Source organism: uncultured Oscillibacter sp., from assembly GCF_900544955.1.
Lineage (GTDB): Bacteria > Bacillota > Clostridia > Oscillospirales > Oscillospiraceae > Oscillibacter.
Genome location: NZ_UQXD01000023.1, coordinates 1 through 23,092 on the forward strand (window position 1 = coordinate 1; position 23,092 = coordinate 23,092).

15 protein-coding genes and 1 pseudogene are annotated in these 23,092 nt (G+C 63.3%); 11 read left to right on the forward strand and 5 right to left on the reverse strand.

Annotated elements, in window-relative coordinates:
• The 4 genes and pseudogenes from QZS21_RS06875 to nifJ form a co-directional block, all read right to left on the reverse strand.
• A pseudogene (locus QZS21_RS06875) lies at positions 1-112 on the reverse strand (electron transfer flavoprotein subunit beta); the annotation flags it as partial.
• A 16-nt stretch (positions 113-128) separates the two neighbouring features.
• A complete protein-coding gene (locus QZS21_RS06880; protein WP_295581686.1) occupies positions 129-1,265 on the reverse strand; it encodes an acyl-CoA dehydrogenase in 1,137 nt (378 codons plus the stop codon).
• A 102-nt stretch (positions 1,266-1,367) separates the two neighbouring features.
• A complete protein-coding gene (locus tag QZS21_RS06885) occupies positions 1,368-2,825 on the reverse strand; it encodes a 4-hydroxyphenylacetate 3-hydroxylase family protein (RefSeq protein ID WP_295581688.1) in 1,458 nt (485 codons plus the stop codon).
• 191 nt (positions 2,826-3,016) lie between these two features.
• On the reverse strand, positions 3,017-6,517 hold the full coding sequence (gene nifJ, locus QZS21_RS06890; RefSeq protein ID WP_295581690.1) for a pyruvate:ferredoxin (flavodoxin) oxidoreductase: 3,501 nt from the start codon (positions 6,515-6,517) through the stop codon (positions 3,017-3,019).
• A gap of 737 nt (positions 6,518-7,254) precedes the next feature.
• Here nifJ and QZS21_RS06895 point away from each other — a divergent pair.
• From QZS21_RS06895 to QZS21_RS06945, 11 genes are all read left to right on the forward strand, one after another.
• On the forward strand, positions 7,255-7,524 hold the full coding sequence (locus QZS21_RS06895; protein ID WP_295581692.1) for a hypothetical protein: 270 nt from the start codon (positions 7,255-7,257) through the stop codon (positions 7,522-7,524).
• A 396-nt stretch (positions 7,525-7,920) separates the two neighbouring features.
• Positions 7,921-9,330: a GntP family permease gene (locus tag QZS21_RS06900; protein WP_295581694.1), complete on the forward strand. Its 1,410-nt coding sequence runs from the start codon at positions 7,921-7,923 to the stop codon at positions 9,328-9,330.
• Between the two features lie 418 nt (positions 9,331-9,748).
• On the forward strand, positions 9,749-11,470 hold the full coding sequence (gene ilvD / locus QZS21_RS06905; RefSeq protein WP_295581696.1) for a dihydroxy-acid dehydratase: 1,722 nt from the start codon (positions 9,749-9,751) through the stop codon (positions 11,468-11,470).
• Between the two features lie 11 nt (positions 11,471-11,481).
• Positions 11,482-12,255 (forward strand): HpcH/HpaI aldolase/citrate lyase family protein, encoded by a 774-nt coding sequence (locus tag QZS21_RS06910; RefSeq protein ID WP_295581698.1) that lies wholly within the window; start codon positions 11,482-11,484, stop codon positions 12,253-12,255.
• 50 nt (positions 12,256-12,305) lie between these two features.
• A complete protein-coding gene (locus tag QZS21_RS06915) occupies positions 12,306-13,199 on the forward strand; it encodes a dihydrodipicolinate synthase family protein (protein ID WP_295581700.1) in 894 nt (297 codons plus the stop codon).
• A 367-nt stretch (positions 13,200-13,566) separates the two neighbouring features.
• Positions 13,567-14,496, forward strand: a complete 930-nt coding sequence (locus QZS21_RS06920) for an AraC family transcriptional regulator (protein WP_295581702.1) — start codon at positions 13,567-13,569, stop codon at positions 14,494-14,496.
• Between the two features lie 26 nt (positions 14,497-14,522).
• Entirely contained in the window at positions 14,523-15,335 is an 813-nt protein-coding gene (locus QZS21_RS06925) for an alpha/beta hydrolase family protein (protein WP_295581704.1), read from the forward strand.
• A 203-nt stretch (positions 15,336-15,538) separates the two neighbouring features.
• A complete protein-coding gene (locus tag QZS21_RS06930; RefSeq protein WP_295581706.1) occupies positions 15,539-16,165 on the forward strand; it encodes a TetR/AcrR family transcriptional regulator in 627 nt (208 codons plus the stop codon).
• A 10-nt stretch (positions 16,166-16,175) separates the two neighbouring features.
• Complete coding sequence (locus QZS21_RS06935; RefSeq protein WP_295581708.1) at positions 16,176-17,564, forward strand: TolC family protein; 1,389 nt, start codon at positions 16,176-16,178, stop codon at positions 17,562-17,564.
• 36 nt (positions 17,565-17,600) lie between these two features.
• Complete coding sequence (locus QZS21_RS06940) at positions 17,601-18,752, forward strand: efflux RND transporter periplasmic adaptor subunit (protein WP_295581711.1); 1,152 nt, start codon at positions 17,601-17,603, stop codon at positions 18,750-18,752.
• A 3-nt stretch (positions 18,753-18,755) separates the two neighbouring features.
• On the forward strand, positions 18,756-21,878 hold the full coding sequence (locus QZS21_RS06945) for an efflux RND transporter permease subunit (RefSeq protein WP_295581713.1): 3,123 nt from the start codon (positions 18,756-18,758) through the stop codon (positions 21,876-21,878).
• Between the two features lie 268 nt (positions 21,879-22,146).
• On the opposite strand, the gene QZS21_RS06950 is transcribed toward QZS21_RS06945, so the two are convergent.
• Positions 22,147-22,854, reverse strand: a complete 708-nt coding sequence (locus QZS21_RS06950; protein ID WP_295581715.1) for a FadR/GntR family transcriptional regulator — start codon at positions 22,852-22,854, stop codon at positions 22,147-22,149.
• Positions 22,855-23,092: the final 238 nt, after the last annotated feature.

Genomic DNA, 23,092 nt, shown 5'->3' on the forward strand with positions numbered 1-23,092 from the left:
CATCCGGGTTGGTGATGGTCTGCATGGACGCGCGGTTCAGCGTCCCGTCCGGGTTCACCGCCACCTTTCCGGAGGTATCCGGCACCTGCTTGACGCAAACAATGATCTTCATACTCGTTTCCTCCTCCTTACAGGCCCATGTTGGACGAGATCACGATCCGCTGGACCTCGGAGGTGCCCTCGTAAATCTCCGTGATCTTCGCGTCCCGCATCATCCGCTCCATGGGATAGTCGTTGGTGTAACCGTAGCCGCCGAACATCTGCAGCGCCTTGGTGGTGACCCACATGGCGGTCTCGGAGGCGGACAGCTTGGCCATGGCGGCCTCCTTGCTGCAGCGGACGCCCTGGCCCTTCAGCGTGGCGGCCTGGTGGGTCAGCAGGCGGGCGGATTCAATCCGCAGGCACATGTCCGCGAAGGTGAACTGGGTGTTCTGGAACTTGCTGATGGGCTTGCCGAACTGCACGCGGCCCTTCGTGTACTCGATGGCCTCGGCCATGGCGCCCTCGGCGATGCCCAGAGCCTGGGCCGCGATGCCGATTCGGCCGGTGTCCAGGGTCTGCATGCAGATTTTGAAGCCGGAGCCCTCTTTGCCCAGCAGGTTCTCCCTCGGCACGATCATGTCCGTGAACACGATCTCGGAGGTGTGCACGCCGTGGAGGCCCATCTTCTCCTCCACCTTGCCGATGGAGAAGCCGGGGAAGCTGCTCTCGATGATGAAGGCGGAGAGGCCCTTGTTGCCCTTGCTCTTGTCGGTCATGGCGAAGATGACGAACACGCCGGCGTCGGGGCCGTTGGTGATGAAGCACTTGGAGCCGTTGATCACATAGTGGTCGCCCTCCAGCTTGGCCTCGGTCTGGCTCTTGGAGGCGTCGGAACCCGCGTTGGGCTCGGTGATGCCCATGCCGCCCAGCACGCAGCCCTTGGTCAGCATCGGCAGGTACTTCTGCTTCTGCTCCTCGGTGCCGTGCTCAAAGATGGGGACGCAGCACAGGGTGTGGCCGGCCACAATGTCGCTGGTGGAGGCGCAGGCCTTGGCCAGCTCCTCGGTGCAGATGGCGGCGGACACGTGGTCCGCGCCCATGCCGCCGTACTGGGTGGGGATGGTCATGCCCATCACGCCCAGCTTGAACAGCTTGGCGACGTTTTCGGCGGGATATTCGTGGGTGCGGTCGATCTCGGCGGCGATGGGCTTCACTTCATTTTCCGTGAAGGACTGCATCATCTTGCGGACCAGGGCTTGTTCACGAGTCAGGGAAAAATCCATAGTCTTTCTTCATTCCTTTTCATGTATTTCATTCGGCACGGCGCCCCCGCCCGGGGGCGGGGGAACCGGTCTTTGACAAAAGGGATGCGGGGCAGGCGGGGCTCAGCCCTCCTTGCGGGTGCGGCCGACGCCGGCGATGTTGGCGGCGAACTTCTTCTTCTGCTCCAGGCCGGAGAGCTTGGAGTACATCACCTTCTGGGCCTGGGGGGAGCCGGCGCCGTGCATGGACTCCACCAGGGCGGTGCCGCCGGTCATGTTCTCCAGCAGGCGGCCCACCCGCATCCGGTCCTCGGTGGGAATGCCGTCCACGCCCTGGAGGTACTTCTCCACCCAGCGGCCGATCTCGGGGTTTCTCAGGTCGGACTCGGAGGGCATGGTGGCGATGATGCCGCCGCCGATGTCCTGGGCCAGGCGGTCGATGTCGTAGATGAGCTTGGTGACGTTGTGCTTGCAGACGTTGGCCATCAGCCGGTCCACAAAGTAGGCGCCGGAGGGGGTGGGTCCGCCCATGGAGGCGGCGGCCACCGCGCAGGCGTACAGCGTCTCGGTCAGGTGCATCATCTCGTTGAGCTTATCCTTGATGTGGCTGGCCTTGCTGGTGCCCTGATAGTCGGCCCACAGCGCCGCGGCGCCGATGACCACGTCGGACACGCCGCCCTTGCAGCCGCCGTAGTTGGAGCGGTGGTAGCAGGCGAAGCGCTCCACCAGCAGGCCGGAGAACTGGTACTCGCCGCACATGAACACGTACTCCCAGGGCACGAACACGTCGTCCAGCACGGTGAGGCACTCGCCGCCCACGATGCCGTAGTTGGCGTTGCCCTGGTCGATGGCACCCTCGCACTTGCGGTCGTCGTTGGTCTGGCGGCCGAAGATGTGAGTGACGCCGGGGGCGTCCACGGGGATGGCGCAGGAGACGGCGTACTCCGCCTCGTTCTCCAGCATGCCCATGGTGGGCATGATCAGCATCCAGTGGGAGTTGACCATGCCGGTCATGTGGGCCTTGGCGCCCCGGACCACGATGCCGTCCGCCCGCTTTTCCACCACGTGCACGAACATGTCCGGGTCCTTCTGCTGGCCGGGACGGAGGCTGCGGTCGCCCTTGACGTCGGTCATGGCGCCGGCCACCATGTAGTCGTTGTCCTGGACCATGATGAGGAACTTCTTGAAGCGCTCATGGTAGTCGGTGCCCATGGCCTGGTCACACTCGTAGGTGACGGTGTAGGTGGCGTTCATGGCGTCGAAGCCCACGCAGCGCTGATAGCAGGTGCCGGTCTTCTGGGAGATGGTGCGCAGCATCTTGGCCTTTTTCAGCAGGTCGTCGGTGGACTGGTGGACGTGGGTGAACCGGTTGATCTTATGGCCGGTGAGGTGGGAGGTGGCGGTCATCAGGTCCTCATATTCCGGGCTGTTGGCCAGGGCATAGGTCATGGCGGCGGAGTTGACGTGGCCCCGGATGAAGGGGTGGTCGATCACCTCGCGGCTGTCGAGCAGCTGGCCCTTGAGATAGACCCGGATCTTCCGCTCGCGCAGGCTGTCCTTGTACTCCTGAGCAGTTTTCATAATGCTTGACCCTCTCTTTATTTAAATAGAATGGAGCTCCGCGGCGCCGCCGCGGGCCGTTGACACGACAGGACCTCCCTCGCCGCGCCAGCGGAAACGCCGGCCCGCCTCTTGGACCGGCCGCTTTCACGGCCGGTCCAGAGCCGGCGTTCCCGCTGGTCAGGAGAGGGAGGATGGTATGGACGGTTGGCTTACCGTTGGCTCAGGTTCACGTAGTTGTCGTAGCGGTCCTGGGCGCCCTGGGCGGCCTCGGCGAAGAGCTTCTTGGCGTCCTCGGGGAACTTGGCCTCCAGGGTGGCGTAGCGGCGCTCGGAGCGGATGAACTCGATGAAGTCGCTGCTGGGGGCCTTGGAATCCAGAGTGAAGGGATTCTTGCCCTCCTCCTTCAGCGCCGGGTTGTAGCGGTAGAGGTGCCAGTAGCCACTCTCCACGGCCCGCTTCATCTCCTGCTGGCAGTTGCTCATGCCCTTGGGGATGCCGTGGGCGGTGCAGGGGGCGTAGGCGATGACCACAGAGGGGCCGGGATAGGCCTCGGCCTCCCGGATGGCCTTCAGAGTCTGGTTGGGATCGGCGCCCATGGCCACCTGGGCCACGTAGATGTAGCCGTAGCTCATCAGCATCATGCCCAGGTCCTTCTTCTTGGTGCGCTTGCCGGAGGCGGCGAACTGCGCCACGGCGCCGGCGTTGGTGGCCTTGGAGGACTGTCCGCCGGTGTTGGAGTACACCTCGGTGTCCAGCACCAGCATGTTGATGTCCATGCCGGAGGCCAGCACGTGGTCCAGGCCGCCGAAGCCGATGTCATAGGCCCAGCCGTCGCCGCCGAAGGCCCACACGGACTTCTTGCTGAGGAACTCCTTGTTCTGGAGGATGAAGTCCACGGAGACCTTCTCCTCGGCCTTCACGTCGGCCTTCTCCAGGGCGGAGAGCAGGTCGTCGGTGACCTTCCGGGAGACCTCGGCGTTGTCCTTGCCGGCGAGGTAGGCCTCGCAGGCCTCCGCGGCCACGCCGGCGTCCTTCAGCTGGGCGACGGCGTCCACCAGCTCGCCGTTGACGGTCTCGTGGGCGTTGAGGAAGCCGAAGGCGAACTCGGCGTTGTCCTCAAACAGGGACTGCTCCCAGGGGGGACCGAAGCCCCGGTCGTCGGTGCAGTAGGGGGTGGAGGGCAGGGAGCCGCCGTGGGCCGCGGTGCAGCCGGAGGCGTTGGCGATGTACATGCGGTCGCCGAAGAGCTGGGTGACCAGCTTGATGTAGGCGGTCTCGCCGCAGCCTGCGCAGGCGGGCGGGAACTCGTAGTAGGGCTTGGCGAACTGGCTGCCCTTGACGGTCTTGACGTTGACGGCGTCCTTCTTCACGGGGACGGTCTCAATGCCGTAGGTCCAGTTCTCGGCCTGCACCGCCTGGGTGGCGGCGGGCTGGAGCTTCAGGGCGCCGTCCTTGGCCAGGCAGGCGTTGACGCAGCAGCCGCAGCCCAGGCAGTCGTAGGGGGAGACCTGGATGCGGTAGCCGTACTTCTCCAGGCCCGGACCCTTGGCGGGGATGGTCTCGAAGGTGGCGGGCGCGGCGGCCTTCTCCTCCTCCGTCACCAGCACGGGGCGGATGGCGGCGTGGGGGCAGACGTAGGCGCACTGGTTGCACTGGATGCACTTGGAGGCATCCCACTCGGGGACCATGATGGCGTCGGCCCGCTTGTCGTGCTTGGAGGTGCCGTTGGGCCAGGTGCCGTCGAAAATGCCGTACTTCTGGAAGGCGGAGACGGGCAGCTTGTCGCCCTGCATCTGGTCCAGAGGCTTGAAGATGTCGTGGAGGAAGTCGCTCTCGGCGCTGTCCTTGCTCTCCACGGGGGCGTTCTTCCAGCTCTCGGGAATCTCCACGGCGTGGAGGGCGGCCACGCCCTCATCCACGGCGGCGCAGTTCATGTCCACCACCTTCTGGCCGGCCTTGAGCAGGTAGGTCTTCTTGATGGCGTCCTTCATGGCGGTAACGGCGGTGTCCATGGGGATGATGTCGGCCAGCTTGAAGAAGGCGGCCTGGAGCACGGAGTTGGTGCGGTTGCCCAGGCCCAGCTTCATGGCGATGTCGGAGGCGTCGATGGTGTAGAACTTGGCGCTCTTCTCCGCCAGGGCGCGCTTCAGGCTGCCGGGCAGGTGCTGCTCCAGCTCCGCGTCGTTCCACTGGCAGTTCAGCAGGAAGGTACCGCCCTCCTTGAGGTCGGCGGACACGTCGAACTTCTCCAGATACGCGGCGTTGTGGACCGCCACAAAGTCGGCGGACTGCACCAGGTAGGTGGCGTGGATGGGGCTGTCGCTGAAGCGCAGGTGGCTCTGGGTGACGCCGCCGGACTTCTTGGCGTCATAGACGAAGTAGGCCTGGGCGTACTTCTCGGTCATGCCGCCGATGATCTTCACGGAGTTCTTATTGGCGCCCACGGTGCCGTCGCCGCCGGTGCCCCACAGCTTGCAGGAGATCTCGCCCTCCTTGGGCAGGAGGATGTCCTTGCTGGGCAGGGAGGTGAAGGTCACGTCGTCCACGATGCCGATGGTGAAGCCGTTCTTGGGCGCCGCCTGGTCCAGGTTGTCGTACACGGCAATGATCTGGCTGGGGGTGGTGTCCTTGGCGGCCAGGCCGAAGCGGCCGCCCACGATGGTGTCGAAGCTGCGGCCGGAGCCGGTCAGCACGGCCTTCACGTCCAGGAACAGCGGCTCGCCCACGGAGCCGGACTCCTTGGTGCGGTCCAGCACGGCCACCTTCTTCACGGTCTCGGGCAGGACGGCCATGAAGTGCTTGGCGGAGAAGGGGCGGAACAGGTGCACGGAGATCATGCCCACCTTGCGGCCCTGCTGGTTCAGATAGTCCACGGTCTCCCGGGTGGTCTCCGCGCCGGAGCCCATGACCACCACCACCTCGGTGGCGTCCTCGGCGCCGTAGTAGTCGTAGAGCTTGTAGTTGCGGCCGGTGAGTTTGTTGATCTCGTCCATGTAGTGCTGAACGATGTCGGGGATGGCGTCATAGTGGCCGTTGGAGGCCTCCCGGCCCTGGAAGAAGGTCTCGGAGCTGGCGGTGGTGCCGCGGACGTGGGGATGCTCCGGGTTCAGGCTGTGCTTGCGGAAGGCGTTGACCTGGTCCATGTCCATCAGGGGGCGCAGGTCCTCATAGTCCAGCGCGTCGATCTTCTGCAGCTCGTGGGAGGTGCGGAAGCCGTCGAAGAAGTGCAGGAAGGGATGGCGGGCCTTGATGGAGGCCAGATGGGCCACGGCGCCCAGGTCCATGGCCTCTTGGGGAGAGGCGGAGGCCAGCATGGCGAAGCCCGTGGAGCGGCAGGTCATCACGTCGGAGTGATCGCCGAAGATGGACCACATGTTCTGGGCCACGGTCCGGGCGGAGACATGGAACACGGCGGGCAGGAACTCGCCGGCGATCCGGAACATGGGGGGGATCATCAGCATCAGGCCCTGAGAGGCGGTGTAAGTGGTGGTCAGGGCACCGGCCTGCAAAGAGCCGTGGCAGGTGCCGGCGGCGCCGGCCTCAGACTGCATTTCAATGACCTTGACGGTTTTCCCAAACAGGTTTTTCTTCCCCTGAGACGCCCATTCGTCCACGGCCTCCGCCATCTGGGAGGAGGGCGTGATGGGGTAAATGGCCGCGACTTCCGTAAAGGCGTAGGAAGCGTATGCCGCGGCGGTGTTGCCATCCATTACAACTTTGTGTCCCATTTTTGATCCTCGATTCTTCTTTTTTTCTGTGGGTAGTAGTGATCGCAGCTTGGGGTGGAGTCAAACGCATACCAGCCGTCAAATAATGAAGAAGCCCCCCTTCTGTCCCCCGGCGGGGCAGCGCCCTGCCGGGGTCTTGCTTGATAATTATTTGACAATGACGGGTAAAAAAACGGGCGTCTGCAAGAAAGATGCAACGCGGCGCAGCCGGTCCGTGAGGAGGGCTGACGAAAAGGATGATCCAGAAAGCAAACGCCATAAACAGCAATCCGAGCGCTCCGAAAGCAACTGAACACTGCTATCACATTTAATATAGCTTTTTTACCAGATGGGGTCGATAACCTTTATGGCGTTTTAGATTTCAAATGCAGACACCATTCCAAATGGGGCGGCCCGGCGGAAACGGGGAGAAAAACCATCCGGTTTTTCGGCAAAAGGCGGGGTTCCGGGGAGAAAATCGAAAGTTTTCAGGGGGATCGGGCCGCATCCGGTACCATTGTATCGGATTGCCCGGCGAAATGCAAATTTTGTTTTGCGATTTTGAGTTTTATTTTCTTTACATTGGAGGCGGGGGCGGAGGCGGACGCACCCCCGGCGGCTCCGGAGGGGCGGCGGTGGTTTTCAAACATTTTTGAAGAAAAGGACGTGCTTTTGCGAGAAAATGGCAAAAAACGATTACGCAAGAAGAACAGCCGGCGACGGGGACAGCGCGGGAAAAAATGAAATCTGCCGCCGGGTGGGAGGGCCTGCTCCCCGGAGGGCTGCCGGGGGGAAACCGGGCGAACTCCCTCGAAATGGAAAGGGAGGGCTTTTTGAAAAGGCAAAAAACGATATCTGAAAATCGAAAAACAATAGGAAAAACGGTGTGCAAAACTGACAACGGAACCGGCGGGAAATGGGACGTGTTTTGCATAAATGAACAAAATTCGAGAAAATTCCAAGAGAAAGACGAAAAAACAGGCCGAGAAAGCAGCGGGCAAAAGTCATGAAAAAGAAATTTACTGAAAAGTATGGATTCGAAATCAGAATACCTTTTTTCAACGACCAGACAGTTCTTGAAATGTTCATAGTTTGTGGTAGAATGAGAACTGGTAGATGTCGCTTCAGACAACCATACCACGACAGGCTTGCACCAAAAGGAAGAGAGAATGTGAAAGGGGAGGTAAGGAAAGAGAGGTCCCGGCGGCGATAGGGAGGGCCCGGTAGGTTTTCCGGGCTTTTGTACCGCCAAGGGACGTACGACGTGTTATGTGAGGCGCGTTTCTCTCGAACCCGGCGGGGCGCGGTGCGCCGCTCCCGCTGAAAGCAGCCCTCTGTCCCGGCCGCGGCAGGGGGGTGTCCGAAAAGGCAGCGGCTGCGTATAAATTTTAGGAGGTACTTCAATCATGACGCAATTTATCTTGGCGATTGTCATCTCCGTGGCTGTCCTGATTTTCTTGATCGTGAAGCTGAAGGTCCATCCCGTCATTTCCCTGTTTATCGGCGGTATGCTGGCCGGCACCATTCTGGGCGATTCCCCGATCAATACGATCACCACGATTGCCAACGGCTTTGGCTCCACGCTGGGCAGCATCGGCATGACCATCATCTTCGGCTCCATCATCGCCTGCTCCATCCGCGATTCCGGCGCCGCGAAGTCCATGGTCAACTTCTTCATCAAGCTCTTCCGCGGCAAGAACCTGGAGCTGTCCACCGGTATGGCCGCCTACATCATGTCCATCCCCGTCTTCGGCGATGTGACCATGGTCCTCATCAGCCCCCTGTGCGCCATCATCGGCAAGCGCCAGAACAAGCCCATGGGCCTGATGGCCTCCATGACCATCCTGCCCCTGAACCTGACCCACTCCATGGTGCCCCCCACGCCCGGCATCCTGGCCGTCTCCGTCCTGCTGGGCGCCGACCTGGGCATGGTCATTCTGTGGGGTATTGTCTGCTCCATGATCGCCTATCTGCTGACCTGGTTCCTGATGCGCGGCTGGGCCGCCAAGGACTTCTATCCCCCCAAGCCCGAGTATGTGGAGGGTGTTGAAGAGGCCAAGGGTAACGACTACCACGACCTGCTCATCAAGGAGCCCGGCCTGCCCAACGTGCTGGCCGCCATGTCCCCCATCCTGCTGCCCGTCATCCTGATCGCCCTGGCCTCCTTCGCGGACATGACCATGGCCGAGGATGCCGGCCTCCGCGTGTTCCTGGACACCATCGGCAACCGGAATATCGCCCTGTTCCTGGGCGTGATCTGCGGCTGGCTGCTGGCCGTCACCCACAAGGAGAAGTCTCTGGCTACTTATAACCTGACCACCGGCAAGAAGGAGACCAGCCTGTTCAACATGATGTTCAACGGCTGGGTCGCCGAGGCTCTGGAAGTGGCTCTGATTCCCCTGATCGTCACCGGCTTCGGCGGCGGTTTCGCCACCATCATCAAGAACGCCCCCGCCGCCGCTGAACTGGGCGACGTGGTGGCCGCCTCTCACTTCCCCGGCTTCCTGGTTCCCTTCATCATCGGTGCCGCCATGGAGTGCGCCGTGGGCTCCCGTACCACCGCCGGCATGACCGCCGCCGGTCTGTGCCTGCCCATGCTCAGCTCCCTGGGCATCACCCCCGTGGCCTGCGCCGTCATGATTGGCGCCGGTACCATGATCGTCTCCCACGTCAACGACTCCGGCTGGTGGGTGTCCATGTCCATGCTCAACATGGATACCACCCGTACCTTCAAGTACAACACCCTGGTGGGCGGCGTCGCCGGTCTGTTTGCCGGTATCGCCGGCAGCATCTTCATCCTCTTGGGTGTGATGTAAGCCTTTCCGGCAGGAACTTCCACAAGACGGAGGTGAGGCGGTTCGCCGCCCCACCCTCCAAAAACATTCTTCCTTTGTAATTTGGTTTGCGAGCGCCAAATGAAGCACCATGGGGGCCATCGCTGCCTTGCCTGAAACGGGCGGCAGCGGTGGCCCCTTTCCAATTGGGGGCGGCGGCTTCGCGCCAAGTTGCTTTTTCATAGCGGGAGGTCAAGGAAACAGTTGCAATCCGGTCCGTTTTTTGATATCGTGGCATCAGGGAACGTACCCCCTTCCGGCGCCACCCGCCGGAGGGCTCCGGCATCTTGGCAGGCATCCATAGGCGTTTGAAAAAAAGCGGGCGGCGAGGCCCATTCGGGCGTGGCACGGCTGCTGATTTTGATACCGGAAATCTGAAAATAAAAAAGAGGAGAGCATTATGATTCAGAAGAGCTTGAATGAGAGAAAATTCTGGGCACAGTTCGACGCTCTGGAAATGGGCACCGGCTGGGACGACATCGACATCACCAAGCCGCAGATCATGGTGGAGAGCGTCTACGGCGACTCCCACCCCGGCAGCTACCACCTCAATCAGATGGTGGAGCAGGCGGTCTACGGCGTGTATGAAAAGGGCGGCAAGCCCGCCAAATACTACGCCACCGACATCTGCGACGGCTGCACCCAGGGCCACGACGGCATGAACTTCGTGCTGGCCTCCCGGGAGGCCATCGCCAACATGGTGGAGATTCACGGCTGCGCCGTGCCCTGGGACGGCATGATCCTGGCCTCCAGCTGCGACAAGTCCATCCCCGCCCACCTGAAGGCCGCCGCCCGGCTGGACATTCCCACCATCTTCATGCCCGGCGGCTCCATGCGGCCCGGCCCCAACATGACCACCTCCATCGTCGCCGGCGACATCTCCCTGCGGGAGAAGCGGGACGGCGCCATCACCCCCCAGGAGGTCCGGGACTACAAGCTGACCGGCTGCCCCTCCGTGGGCGCGTGCACCTTCCTGGGCACCGCCTCCACCATGCAGTGCCTGGCCGAGGCCCTGGGATTGACCCTGCCCGGCGCGGCCCTGGTGCCCGCCACCATGCGGGATCTGCTGCAGTACTCCCGCCAGGCCGGCCGCCAGATCATGGAGCTGGCGGAAAAGGGCATCACCCCCAGCAAGATCATGACCCCCGCCGCCTTCCGCAATGCCATCATCATCCACAGCGCCATCGGCGGCTCCACCAACGCCACGCTGCACCTGCCCTCCATCGCCCGGGAGATGGGCTATGAGATGCCCATCGAGCTGTTCGACGAGATCAACCACCAGGTGCCCCACATCGGCAACATCTATCCCTCCGGCACCCAGCTGACCGAGTCCTTCTGGTTCGCCGGCGGCGTGCCCATGGTGCAGTGGATGCTGCGGGATATGCTGGACATGGACGTGATGACCGTCACCGGCAAGACCCTGGGCGAGAACCTGGAGGATTTGCAGAAGGACAACTGGTTCGACCGCAACCTGGGATACCTGAACAACTACGGCCTCACCCGGGACCAGGTGATCTTCCCTGTGGCGAAGGCCCACGAGAAGGGCTCCGTCGCCATCTTGAAGGGCAACATCGCCCCCGACGGCTCCGTGGTGAAGTACGCCGCCTGCGCGGAGGACCAGCGCGAGGTGGTCAACGCCAAGGCCCGGGTGTACAACTCCGAGGACGACGCCTATGAGGCCGTCGCCAAGGGGGAGATCAACCCCAACGAGGTCATCATCGTCCGCTACGAGGGCCCCCGCGGCTGCGGCATGCCCGAGATGGTGGCCACCACCGAGGCCATCTGCTGCGACGAGCGGATCAACGGCTCCGTGGCCCTCATCACCGACGGCCGCTTCTCCGGCGCCACCCGCGGCGCCGCCATCGGCCACGTCAGCCCCGAGGCTGCCGCCGGCGGCCCCATCGCCTTCCTGGAGGAGGGAGACCTGGTGTCCTACAGCGTGAGCAACCGTACGCTGAACATGACCGGCATCCACGGCGTGCCCTGCACGGTGGAGGAGGCCACCGCCGAGCTGAAGAAGCGCTCCGAGAAGGGCATCATCCCCCGTGAGCCCCGGAAGGGCTTCTACCGGATGTACACCCAGAACGCCCGCTCCGCCATGCAGGGCGGCGGCCTGGAATAAGCCGCGGCGGCGTGAATACATTATTAAAAAAGCGCCGGGAGGGCCGCACCTCCTACGGCACGTTTTCCCAGATCAAGAGCGTGGCCGCCATTGAGAACATCGCCTGCGCGGGGCTGGACTACGTGGTGATCGACGCCGAGCACGCGGCACTGGGGGAGGACTTCATCGCCGGCGCCGTCATCGCGGCGGACGCCGGCGGGCTGTGCCCGCTGGTGCGGATTCCGGAGATCAGCCGCCGGGCGGTGCTCCACGGGCTGGACGCCGGCGCCCAGGGGCTGATTGTCCCGGCGGTGGAGACGGTGGAGGAGGTGCGAACCCTGGTCCGCTACGCCAAGTTCGCCCCCCTGGGGAGCCGGGGCTACGCCCCCACCCGGGACGGGCGGTGGGGAACCGACGGGATCTCCCGCCAGGGACCGGAGGCGTACATGGACAACAGCAACCGCCAGACGCTGCTGCTCCCCCAGTGCGAGACCCTGGGGTGCCTGGAGCATATCGAGGAGATTGCGGCGATGGACGGCGTGGACGGCATTTTCGTGGGGCCCATGGACATCTCCATCGCCCTGGGCTGCCCCCTGCAGGTGGACGCGGCCCCGGTGCGCTCCGCGATGCGCAGCGTGCTGGAGGCCTGCCACCGCAGCGGCAAGCTGGCCATGATCTACAGCAATGACGCGGCCTCCGCCCACCGGATGGCGGAGCTGGGTTTCGACTCCGTCACCGTCGGCGCAGATATCTTTTTGCTGCTGGGGGCCTATGAGAAGCTTGCCGCCGAGCTGCATGAACTGTGATGCGAAGGAAACGACAGATGAAGAAACAGACAAGGAAAGGGAAATGCACTATGAAAGCGGCATATCTTGCCCCTGCGATTACCCTCTTTAACGAGGACGGTACCCTGGATCTGGTCAGCCAGGAGCGGCTGTACAACAACCTGATTGAAAACGGCATCGACGGCATTCTGGTGGAGGGCAGCTCCAGCGAGTTCTTCGCCCTGAATATGGACCAGCGCCGGGAGATGGCCAAATTCGCCATCGAGAAGGTGGACCACCGGGTGAAGCTCATCATCGGCACGTCCAGCATGGTGGCCAACGAGATTGTGGATTTCTCCAACTACTGCCTGGACGCCGGCGCCGACGCCGTGATGATCCTGCCTCCGTACTACTTCCACTTCGGCGCCGAGGCCCTGCTGCAGTACTATGACCGCCTGGCCAAGGAGATCCACGGCCCCATCTACATCTACAACTTCCCCGACAACACCGGCTACACCGTCCCCCCGGAGACGGTGTTGCGCCTGGCGCTGATGCATCCCAACATCGTGGGACTGAAGGACACCATCAGCGGGATGGATCACACGCGGGAACTGATCAAAGTGGTCAAGAGCCGGGTGCCCTCCTTCGAGATCTACTCCGGCTTTGACGACAACTTCGCCCGCAACGTGATGTCCGGCGGCGACGGCTGCATCGCCGCGCTGAGCAACCTGGTGCCGGAGATCACCTCCGCCTGGGTCCGGGCCTTCCGGGAGAACGACCTGGAGGGCATTGCCAGGGGCCAGCAGCGCATCGACCGGCTGATGGACCTGTACAACATCCGCAGCCCCTTCCTGCCCGTTTTGAAGGAGGCCATCAAGCTCCGGGGCATCGCCGCCTCCAGCGCGGGGACCTTCCCCATGCCCAACGCCACCATCGAGGACGACGCCCGCATTCTGGAACTGCTGGCCAAGGAAGGCATCCGCTGACCTGCGCCTGACGGCCTCCCGACACGGTTTTCTGTGCCGGGAGGTTGTTTTTTTCCGCCGCCGCGGCAAAATGCGGTGAAAATCCTGGAATTTGGTGCCTGGGATTGAAATTTTTTGGATGGTGTGATATCATTATGATACATTTTCGGGAAAGCGGCGCGCTGGATTTCGCCCGGCGGCGAAGGACGGCCCTTAATTTTGCCGAAAAAATGCGGGAAAACGTCTGAATTCTGAAAAAGAGCGATCGTTTTTTGGAATTGGATGCCGCTCCCAGAAAAGAGCGGCCGCGCCTCGAAAAATCGGTTTTTTATATCCCAAGGAAGGGCGGCGGGAAGAGCGCGTCTCCCGCCGTATCAGGTACACGCCGATGGCACAGACACAGGAACTGCATACGTCCGCCTTCTCCGGCGACGCCGCCCATTTCTCCAACAACACGGACCAGTTCGGCTTCGACGCGGAGCTGCACCAAAACGGGAAGAACAAGGCCCCCCTGTTCCATTTTCACGATTTTTACGAGTTCGTGATCTATCTGGGCAAGGAGCCCGCCCGCTTCCGGCTGCTGGATCAGGAGTATGAGATCAATTTCGGGGACATTGTGCGCTGCGATTTGATGGACGAGCACGTGTGGCTGGTGGGGGACAACGACCAGCACATGCGCTTCAGCGTGGGGCTGACCTTCAACTTCGTCATGTCCTGCTCCACCAAAAACGACAACCTGACCCAGATTTTCAGCCGGAATGGCAGCAGCTATCCGGTGCTGCACTTGGGGTCTCTGGACATCCACAAGTACATCGACCTCATCAACGCCTTTCAGGACTGCTCCCTGGAACACGGAAAAATGGTGTTCCAGCTGGGCATCCTCCACCAGATGCTGGCCTACCTCCAGGACGACTTCCTGCGCTTCAACAACGGCGGCGCTCCCCTGACCCGGCAGGACAACCTGGTGTGCGAGCTCATCAACTACATCAACCTCCACATCGGGGAGGACCTGAGCCTGAAAACCCTGGGCCGGGTGACCAATTACAACCCCACCTACCTCTCCCGGACCTTCAAGAACATTACCCGCAGCACGCTGAAGCTGTACATCGACGAAAAGCGGATCAACACCGCCACGCTGCTGATGGGCAAGGGGACCCCCCTGACGGAGATCGCCATGGAGGTGGGCTTTCAGAACTACTGCACCTTTTACAACACCTTCCGCCGGATCATGGGCGTCAGCCCGGAGAGCTACGCCAAGACCCAGGACGAGGGGGAGAAGGAGAACCGCCGGCTGGTGCCCTGGCAGGGCGCCGGCTGAGCAATTGAATCAAAGGAGTCTGTTTTATGGCTGTCTGCAATCTGGACCTGTATTCCTATGAGCTGGCGATGAACACCCAGGTGACGCTGCTTCTGCCGGAGCGGCGGGGCGTGCCCCACCGGTCCCGGGAGGGGGCGCCCTACCCGGTGCTGTATCTGCTCCACGGCCACGGCCAGGACCACACCAGCTGGCTCCGGCTGACCCGGCTGGAGTCCTATCTGCAAAACACGGACGTGATCGTGGTGATGCCCAACGGCAGCCGGGGCTGCTATGTGGACGGAGCCGCCACCCACCGCTACGGCACCTATTTGACGGAGGAGCTGCCCCGGGCCCTGGGCAACTGGTTCCACTTCTCGCCCCGGCGGGAGGAGACCTTCATCGCGGGGATGTCCATGGGGGGCTACGGCGCCCTGCGGGCGGCCCTGGCCTGTCCGGAGCGGTACGCCGCGGCGGCGGGGCTGTCCACGGCGGTGCGGCTGGACCGGATGGACCTGGGCCCCGGCTCCGCGGAGCGGGGGCTGGCCATTCCGGAGCTCTCGGAGGTGGGACGGAACTTCCGGCAGGTGTTCGGCCCGGAGGAGGACTATGAGTCCACGCCGTTCAGCCTGAAGCGGCTGGCCCGGGAGCGGAGCCGCGCCGACGGCCCCAAGCCCCGCCTCCTCCAGCTGTGCGGGGACGACGATCCTTTGCTGCCGGTGAACCGGGAGCTGGCCGACTTTTTCCGGACGGAGTGCCCCGGGCTGGACCACACCTTTCAGGTCAGCCCCGGGATGCACAATTTCGACTATTGGGACCGGGAGATCGGCACGGCGCTGCGCTTTTTCGGCCTGCTGGACTGAATCTCCATCCCTCACAAAAAAACAAGTGCCTCCGGCGAGCCGCCTGTGCGGTTTGCCGGAGGTTTTTTGCCGCCGGGGGACTTCACAAAATATTAACACTTCTTGACGGGAAAACGAGTTGACAGGAGGGGGTGGAATGCGTATAATCAATGACAGTTTGTCACAAAGTGACAGGGTGTCATTTTCTGGAAAAGGGGGATTCCATGTGTAAGGAGACCTTTTTGCGGCTGCCGCAGGAAAAGCGGACCCGCTTTTTGGACGCGGCCTGGGAGGAGTTCACCCGTGTGAGCTTCGCGGATGTCTCCATCAATCAGATCGTGCGGCGGGCGGGGGTGCCCCGGGGCAGCTTCTACCAGTATTTTGAGGACAAAGAGGACCTGTTTTCCTATCTGCTCACCGAGGTCCGGGAGCGGTTTGCGGAGACCTACCGCCAGGTGGTGGAGGATGCCGGCGGGGACATCTTCCAGGCCCAGCTGGACTGCTACGAGCAGTTTCAGCGGCGGGACGCGGCGGTGCCGCAGCTGGAGCGGTGTATCCAGATTCTCCGGAGCAATCCGGGAATGGATATGCAGAAGATGGTGCCCCCCAAGCCTGCGATGGAACTGCTGGAGCAGGTGCGGGAGAAGGTGGATCTGACCGGCTTTCGCCGGAGGGACCCGGAGTTTGTCTGGCTGGTGTTCAGCCTGGCGCTGATGGCCTTGGGCTGCGCGGTGATGGACAGTCTGACCCGGCCGGAGGGGGCGGAGGAATACCGCCGGCGCCTGCGGGACCAGCTGGAGATTATCAAGTACGGTGCGTTTTCTATGGCGTACCGACCGGAGACGGCATAAGGAGGAACCCATGAAACAACGGATCATTGCATTGCTGCTGGCCCTGGCCCTGGCGCTGTCGCTGGGCATGATGACGGCCCTGGCCGACGGGATGGCCATTCGCAGCGAGGAGGAGCTGGAAGCTCTGGCGGAGGAGGAACGGCGGCAGGCGGAGCAGGCGGCAAACGCCGAAACGGAGCTCCCCGCCGCCGCGAAGACGGAGGAGACCGCCCCCGCGGGCCCGGACCCGGCGCCCGCCGTGGACCCCGAGACGGGGAAGGCCCTGGCGGAATCGGTGGAAATCGTGCCGGACGCCGTGGGCACCGTCAGCTTTGCCAATTTGGAGCGGCGCATCCGGGAAAACAACCTGCAGCTGCTGGCCCTGGAACAGAATGTGGCGCTGCTGGAGACCATGGACTATGAGGACATGGCCGAGGAGCTGCGGGACGCCATCAGCAATCTCGGCAAGGCCAAGCAGTTCACCCGCCTTTTCGGCGACGGCGGGGACTCCTATGCCTACGAGCAGCTGCAGCAGGCCACCACATCCCTGCGGGATCAGCTGGACGATCTGAAGGAGGGCAAGCTCCAAAAGGACAACGCCGTGCTGCAGCGGCAGCTGGAAAATCTCCAGGACCAGATTGTGATGGGCGGCGAGACCATGTATACGGCCCTGGCGGCCATGGAGACCCAGGAGGCCGCCCTCCAGCGGCAGCTGGCCGCCATGAACCGCATGGTGGAGGAGATGGAACTGCGCTATCAGCTGGGGCAGATCTCCGCGCTGCAGCTGGAGCAGACCAAGGCGGGCCGCTCCTCTCTGGTCAGCGGCCTGGAGACCCTGCAGATGAACATCGGCAACTACAAGCTCCAGCTGGAGACGCTGATGGGCGCGGAGCAGACCGGCACCATCCGGCTGGGCGACGTGCCGGCGGTGACGGAGGAGCAGCTCTCCGCGCTGAACATGGAGAAGGACTTGGCGGCGGCCAAGTCGAAGAGCTATGAGCTGCTGGCCGCCCAGAAGGAGCTGGAGGACGCCAAGGAGAACTACGACGATGTGGGCGTGGACACCGGCTACCGGGAGAGCAAGGTGCAGTTCCGGCAGGCCAAGAGCAACTGGCAGGCCGCCCAGTACACCTATAACGCCGCCATCCAGGACTATGAGCTGCGCTTCGGCACGCTGTATGCCCAGGTCCAGGATTACCGCCAGATTCTGAACGCCGCCCGGGTGTCCCTGGCGGCCCAGCAGGCGGAGTACGCCTCCATGGAGCTCAAGCACCGGCAGGGGACCCTCTCCCAAAACGACCTGCTGGACGCGGAGGACGCCCTCCGCGCGGCGGAGGAGACGGTGAAAAGCGCCTCCAACGACCTGTTTTCCGCCTACAACAGCTACTGCTGGGCCGTGCAGCACGGCATTTTGAACTGATTTGAGGAGGACCGACACACCATGAATACATATCGGATGAAAACGCTTCTGCTGGCGGCCGCCGTGACCCTTTCCCTGACCGCCTGCGGCGCGGACGCGCCGGTGGAGGAGCCCCAGGCGGCGGGAACCGCCGTCCAGGTGGAGACCGTGACGGTGGATACCATCGCCACGGACAACAAAATCTCCGGCAGGATCGCGGCGGACAACGAATCCACCATCATGATCGCCACCGCCGCCAAGTGCACCGCCGTCTACGCCCACGCGGGCGACACGGTGTCCGCCGGAGACATTTTGTGCACCCTGGACCTGGACAGCACCCTCTCCTCCTACAGCGCGGCCCGCATCAGCTACGACTCCGCCGTGCAGAGCTATCAGGACCAGAAGCGGGTGCTGGATGCCCAGGTGAACCTGTATCAAAAGACCGTCAACGATCTGAAGGCCCTGTACGAGATCGGCGCGGCCTCCCAGATTGAGATTGACCAGGCGGATTTGCAGCTCCAGTCCGCCATCGCCACCCGGAACTCCTCCCTGGCCCAGCTGGAGGCCGGGATGCAGAACGCCAAGTCCGGCCTGGAGCAGCTGGATACCGCCCTGGAGAACGTGGACGGCGCCGGCAATGTCATCGCCCCCATGGCGGGCACGCTGGTGACCATGAACGCGGTGGAAAACGCCTTCATCTCCACCGCCATGCCCCTGGCGGTCATCGACGGCGCGGACCAGATGAAGGTCACCGCCTCCGTGTCCGAGGCCCTGGTGCCCAAGCTGAATACCGGGGATACGGCGGATGTGTACGTCAGCGCCGTGGACCAGGCCTTCTCCGCCACCATCCGCTCCGTGGAGAAGGCGGCCAGCCAGCAGACCAAGCTCTACACCGTCACGCTGACGGTGCCCTCGGATGTGGGCGGGCTGCTCTCCGGCATGTTTGCCGACGTGACCTTCCACACCGACGTCTCTGAAAACGCGGTGGTGGTGCCCGCCGAGGCCATCCTCACCAGCGGCGAGACCCAGTTCGTCTATGTGGTGGAGGACAACACCGCCAAGTATCTGGAGGTGACCACGGGCCTGACCGGCGGCGGCGTCACAGAGATCACCTCCGGCCTTTCCGAGGGACAGCAGCTGGTGACCGTTGGGCAGGCCTACCTCTCCGACGGAGACCCTGTCCGCATCGTCAGCGGGGAGGAGTCATAACGCATGAGTACGGCAAAGTTCTGTATCAAGCACCGGGTGACGACGCTGCTGGCGGTCATTATGATCGTGATTTTCGGCGCGGTTTTCACCACCCAGCTGCAGATGTCGCTGCTGCCGGATATGGAGGCCCCCATGGCGGTGGTGGTGTGCTATTACAACGGCGCCACCCCCAGCGACATTGAGGAGCTGGTGAGCCGCCCCCTGGAGACGGCCATCATGTCCGTCTCCGGCGTGGATGAGGTGGCCTCCACCTCCTCCGACGGCGTCAGCCAGGTCCAGATCACCTACGTGGAGGGGACGGACCTGGACGTTGCCGCCACCAAGCTGCGGGAGCAGTTCGACTTGCTCTCCCTGCCCGACGGCGCCATGGACCCCATCATCGTCAACCTGAACATCAGCGACATGATGCCCACCGCCATGGTGGCCCTGGTGGGCGACGATCTGGCGGACCTCCAGGCCCTGGCGGAGGACGTGGTGGCCCCCGCCCTGGAGCGGATTGACGGCGTGGCCTCCGTGGACGTCTTCGGCGGCGTGAACCAGCAGGTGGCGGTGCGGATCGACCCCGCCCGGGCGGCGGGCTTCGGCCTTACCAACAGCTACATCTCCCAGTTCCTGGGGGCGGAAAACCTGCTGTATCCCGGCGGCGACCTGCACAACGGCTCCAAGACCCTGACGGTCTCCACCGACGCCAAGTTCCAGTCCGTGGAGGACGTGAGCAACATGCTGGTCTCCCTGCCCACTGGGGGCAGTATCCGCCTGGGCGAGGTGGCGGAGGTGTCCCTGGAGACGGAGGACTCCAAAACCGTGGCCAAGATGAACGGTACCAACTGCGTGCTGCTCCAGATCTCCAAGCAGTCCGGCTCCAACGAGGTGGCCGCCGCCGAGGCGGTGGAAAAGCGGATGGCGGAGCTGGCGGCGGAGAACCAGTCCATCCAATACAGTGTGCCCTATCTGGCCTCCGACTACATCAATCTGTCCGTGCAGTCCGCCCTGCAGAACATCATTCTGGGCGTGGTTCTGGCGGCGGCGGTGGTGTTTGTGTTCCTGCGCCGCTGGGGCGCCACCATGACCATCGCCATCTCCATGCCCGTGTGTATCCTGACGGTGTTCATTTTGATGAACGTCTTCGACCTGACGCTGAACATGATGAGTTTGGGCGGCATCGCCATGGGCGTGGGCATGATTGTGGATAACTCCATCGTGGTGCTGGAGAACATCTACCGCTTCGCGGGAGAGGGCCACGACCGCCTGAGCGCCTGCGTGGACGGGGCCAAGGAGGTCACCTCCTCCGTGGTGGCCTCCACCCTCACCACTGTGGCGGTGTTTTTGCCCCTGGGCCTCTCCGGCGGCATGGCGGGCATGATGTTCAAGGACTTCTGCCTGACCATCGCCTTTTTGATCCTCGCGTCCCTGGCCATCGCCCTGACGCTGGTGCCGCTGCTGTGCTACATGCTGCTGGACGAGACCAAGGTCCACCGGGACCAGATGCGCCGCGCGGAGAAAAAGCACGGCGCCGTGTCCACCAGAATCGGCGGCTGGGTCGGGCGGCTGAACCGCCTGTATATGCGGCTGCTGGAGTATTTCATCTACCATCTGAAAACCGGGATGCTGGTGTCTGTGGGCCTGGTGGCCGTCTTCACCGTGTGCTGCCTGTCCACCAAAATGGTCATGATTCCCGAGATGGATCAGGGCCAGGTTTCCATTACCATCGGCATGCCCATCGGCTCCAGCGTGGAGGAATCCGCCGCCATCGCCGACCGGGTGAGCGCCATCGTGGAGGCCCAGGTGCCGGAGCTGGATGAGATGTACTACATGGCCTCCAGCGGCTCCGGGTCCATGATGTCCGGCGGCAACTCCACCACCATGGGCATGACCCTGGTGGACAGGAGCGAGCGCCGCCGGACCTCCGCTGAGGTGGCGGCGGACCTGCGGACCAAGCTCCAGGATATCGCCGGCTGCGAGATCACCGTCAGCTCCTCCGGCATGAGCGGCTCGATGAGCGGCAGCGACATCAGTGTGGAGATCAGCGGCGACGATTACGACACCCTCTCCATGATCGCCAAGGATCTGACAGCGGAGATCGCCGGGCTGGAGGACGCCGTGGACGTCACCAACTCCCTGTCGGAGCAGGTGCCCCAGGTGCGGGTCACCATGAACCGGGAGGCCGCCTCCCAGTACGGCCTCACCGCCGCCGCCGTGGGCGCCGCCGTCCGGGCGGAGCTCACCGGCGCCACCGCCACCACCGTCACTATCGACAACAAGGAGCTGGACGTGGTGGTGAAGGGCGACGGCGCGGCCTCCGCCAGTCTGGACGCCCTGCGCTCCATGCCCGTGTCCACCGGCACCGGCGGCTATGTGCCGCTGTCCGCCGTGGCCCGGATCAATGTGGTCCAGGCGCCCCAGACCATCAGCCGGGTGAACCAGTCCCGGCAGGTGACCATCAGCGGCGACACCATCAGCGGCGACACCACCGCCATAACCCAGAGGATCAACGTCCTGCTGGACCAGTATGCCCTGCCCGAGGGCTACACCGCGGAGACGGCGGGCGCCTTTGAGGACATGATGGAGTCCTTCGGCGATCTGCTGCTGGCGCTGCTGGTGGCGCTGGGCCTGGTGTACTTCGTGCTGGCGGCCCAGTTTGAGTCCTTCGCGATGCCGGTCATCGTCATGATGATTTTGCCGGTGGCCTTCACAGGCGCCCTGTTTGCCCTGCCCCTGACGGGCCGGGACCTGTCCATGATCTCCCTGGTGGCCCTCATTATGCTGGCAGGCACCGTGGTCAACAGCTCCATCATCCTGGTGGATTACATCAAGGTCCGCCGGGAGATGGGGGAGAGCCGGGAGCAGGCCATTCTGAACGCCTGCCCGCTGCGGGTGCGCCCCGTCATGATGACCACCCTGACCACGGTTCTCGCGATGGTCCCCATGGCCCTGGGCATCGGCAACACCAACGAGATGATGAGCGACATGGGCATCACCATGATGAGCGGCATGATCATCTCCACCGTGGTGACGCTGTTGTTCACCCCGGTGTACTACTCCGTCATCGACAACTTCAGCCACGGCTTCCGCCGGAAGAAGCCCCGGGAGGAGACTCCCGCCGAGACTCCGGTGGAGGCGGGCTGAACGGCCTGCACTCCCGCAAGAAAACGACCGCCCTATGGGCGGTCGTTTTCCGTTCTCAAAAGAGTGCCGCAGGCGCGTTTTCGAGAGAGCTGCGGCCCGCTTTGCGCGTGGGCGGTGCGCCGCCTGCACCTTTGCGGACCGGGCGGCTCTGCCGTGTGGGAGCCGCGGCGGAGCATGTCTTTCGCCGCTCCGGCGGCGAACCGCTGCAAACAGCAAAAACGACCGCCCACGGGCGGTCGTTTTTCATATGGAGAGGGGCACCCGGCGGTCAGCGGCGCTCCTGCTCCGTGATGAAGCGCAGGTTCCCCATCAGGTGCTCGTGCATAGCGGTCCGGGCCGCCGCTGGGTCGTGGCGGGCGATAGCGTCCACCACGCGGCGGTGGGTCTCAATGGTCTCCTGGTAGATGCGCTGGTCCGTCAGCTGGCCGAAGAGGCGGACGGCGTAGGTGATGACCGGCAGCAGCTTTTCGATCACCCGGTTTTGGGTGCAGCTGGCGATGCGGACGTGGAAGGCCTCATCCCGCAGCAGGTGGTTCTGCCCGGCGTGGATCAGCTCCTCCACCTCCCGGCACAGCTGCCCCAGCTCCTCCACATCCCGGGCCGTGGCCTGCTGGGCCGCCAGGGAGGCCACCCAGGGCTCGATGTTCAGCCGGATATCCAGCAGCTCGTGGGCCAGACGGAGCTGGTCCGGCATGTAGGCAAAGCCCAGGGGGTCATGGATGACGCCGGTCTGGTGGGTGACGAAGGTCCCCCGGCCCCGGCGGATTTCCAGCACGTTCCGGGCCACCAGCAGCTTCACCGCCTCCCGCACCGTGCCCCGGCCCACGTTTAGCTGTTCCGCCAGCTCAAATTCGTTGGGGAGCTTCTCCCCATTGGTGAGCTGGCGGTCGATGATCAGCTGACTGATCTGGTCCGCCGCCTGCTCCGCCAGGGGGCTCTCCTTATCCCGCACCGTCTCAAAAATCGTATCAGACATGATAGGCTCCAGTCTTTTCTCAAATGCCGGCCGGGGTGCGGCCGGGGCATAGGACGTCCCATGTTTCTTTCTTTATTATATACGCACTTCCCCGGGGAATTGTCAAGGTATTGGCATTTTTCTCGGCGGAAAAACGGCGGATTTTCCGGAGTTTCAGAATACTGTACAGTTTTCCCCCGCAACATTTGGTCAATACTATGTCTGGCGTTTTTGTGGGGCGGCGCTTATAATGGGGACA

Excerpts from the sequence above, each read along its gene's own strand:
- QZS21_RS06880 (WP_295581686.1), bottom strand. The coding sequence starts at position 1,265 with ATGGATTTTTCCCTGACTCGTGAACAAGCCCTGGTCCGCAAGATGATG.
- QZS21_RS06885 (WP_295581688.1), bottom strand. The coding sequence starts at position 2,825 with ATGAAAACTGCTCAGGAGTACAAGGACAGCCTGCGCGAGCGGAAGATC.
- nifJ (WP_295581690.1), bottom strand. The coding sequence starts at position 6,517 with ATGGATGGCAACACCGCCGCGGCATACGCTTCCTACGCCTTTACGGAA.
- QZS21_RS06895 (WP_295581692.1), top strand. The coding sequence starts at position 7,255 with ATGAAATCTGCCGCCGGGTGGGAGGGCCTGCTCCCCGGAGGGCTGCCG.
- QZS21_RS06900 (WP_295581694.1), top strand. The coding sequence starts at position 7,921 with ATGACGCAATTTATCTTGGCGATTGTCATCTCCGTGGCTGTCCTGATT.
- ilvD (WP_295581696.1), top strand. The coding sequence starts at position 9,749 with ATGATTCAGAAGAGCTTGAATGAGAGAAAATTCTGGGCACAGTTCGAC.
- QZS21_RS06915 (WP_295581700.1), top strand. The coding sequence starts at position 12,306 with ATGAAAGCGGCATATCTTGCCCCTGCGATTACCCTCTTTAACGAGGAC.
- QZS21_RS06920 (WP_295581702.1), top strand. The coding sequence starts at position 13,567 with ATGGCACAGACACAGGAACTGCATACGTCCGCCTTCTCCGGCGACGCC.
- QZS21_RS06925 (WP_295581704.1), top strand. The coding sequence starts at position 14,523 with ATGGCTGTCTGCAATCTGGACCTGTATTCCTATGAGCTGGCGATGAAC.
- QZS21_RS06930 (WP_295581706.1), top strand. The coding sequence starts at position 15,539 with ATGTGTAAGGAGACCTTTTTGCGGCTGCCGCAGGAAAAGCGGACCCGC.
- QZS21_RS06935 (WP_295581708.1), top strand. The coding sequence starts at position 16,176 with ATGAAACAACGGATCATTGCATTGCTGCTGGCCCTGGCCCTGGCGCTG.
- QZS21_RS06940 (WP_295581711.1), top strand. The coding sequence starts at position 17,601 with ATGAAAACGCTTCTGCTGGCGGCCGCCGTGACCCTTTCCCTGACCGCC.
- QZS21_RS06945 (WP_295581713.1), top strand. The coding sequence starts at position 18,756 with ATGAGTACGGCAAAGTTCTGTATCAAGCACCGGGTGACGACGCTGCTG.
- QZS21_RS06950 (WP_295581715.1), bottom strand. The coding sequence starts at position 22,854 with ATGTCTGATACGATTTTTGAGACGGTGCGGGATAAGGAGAGCCCCCTG.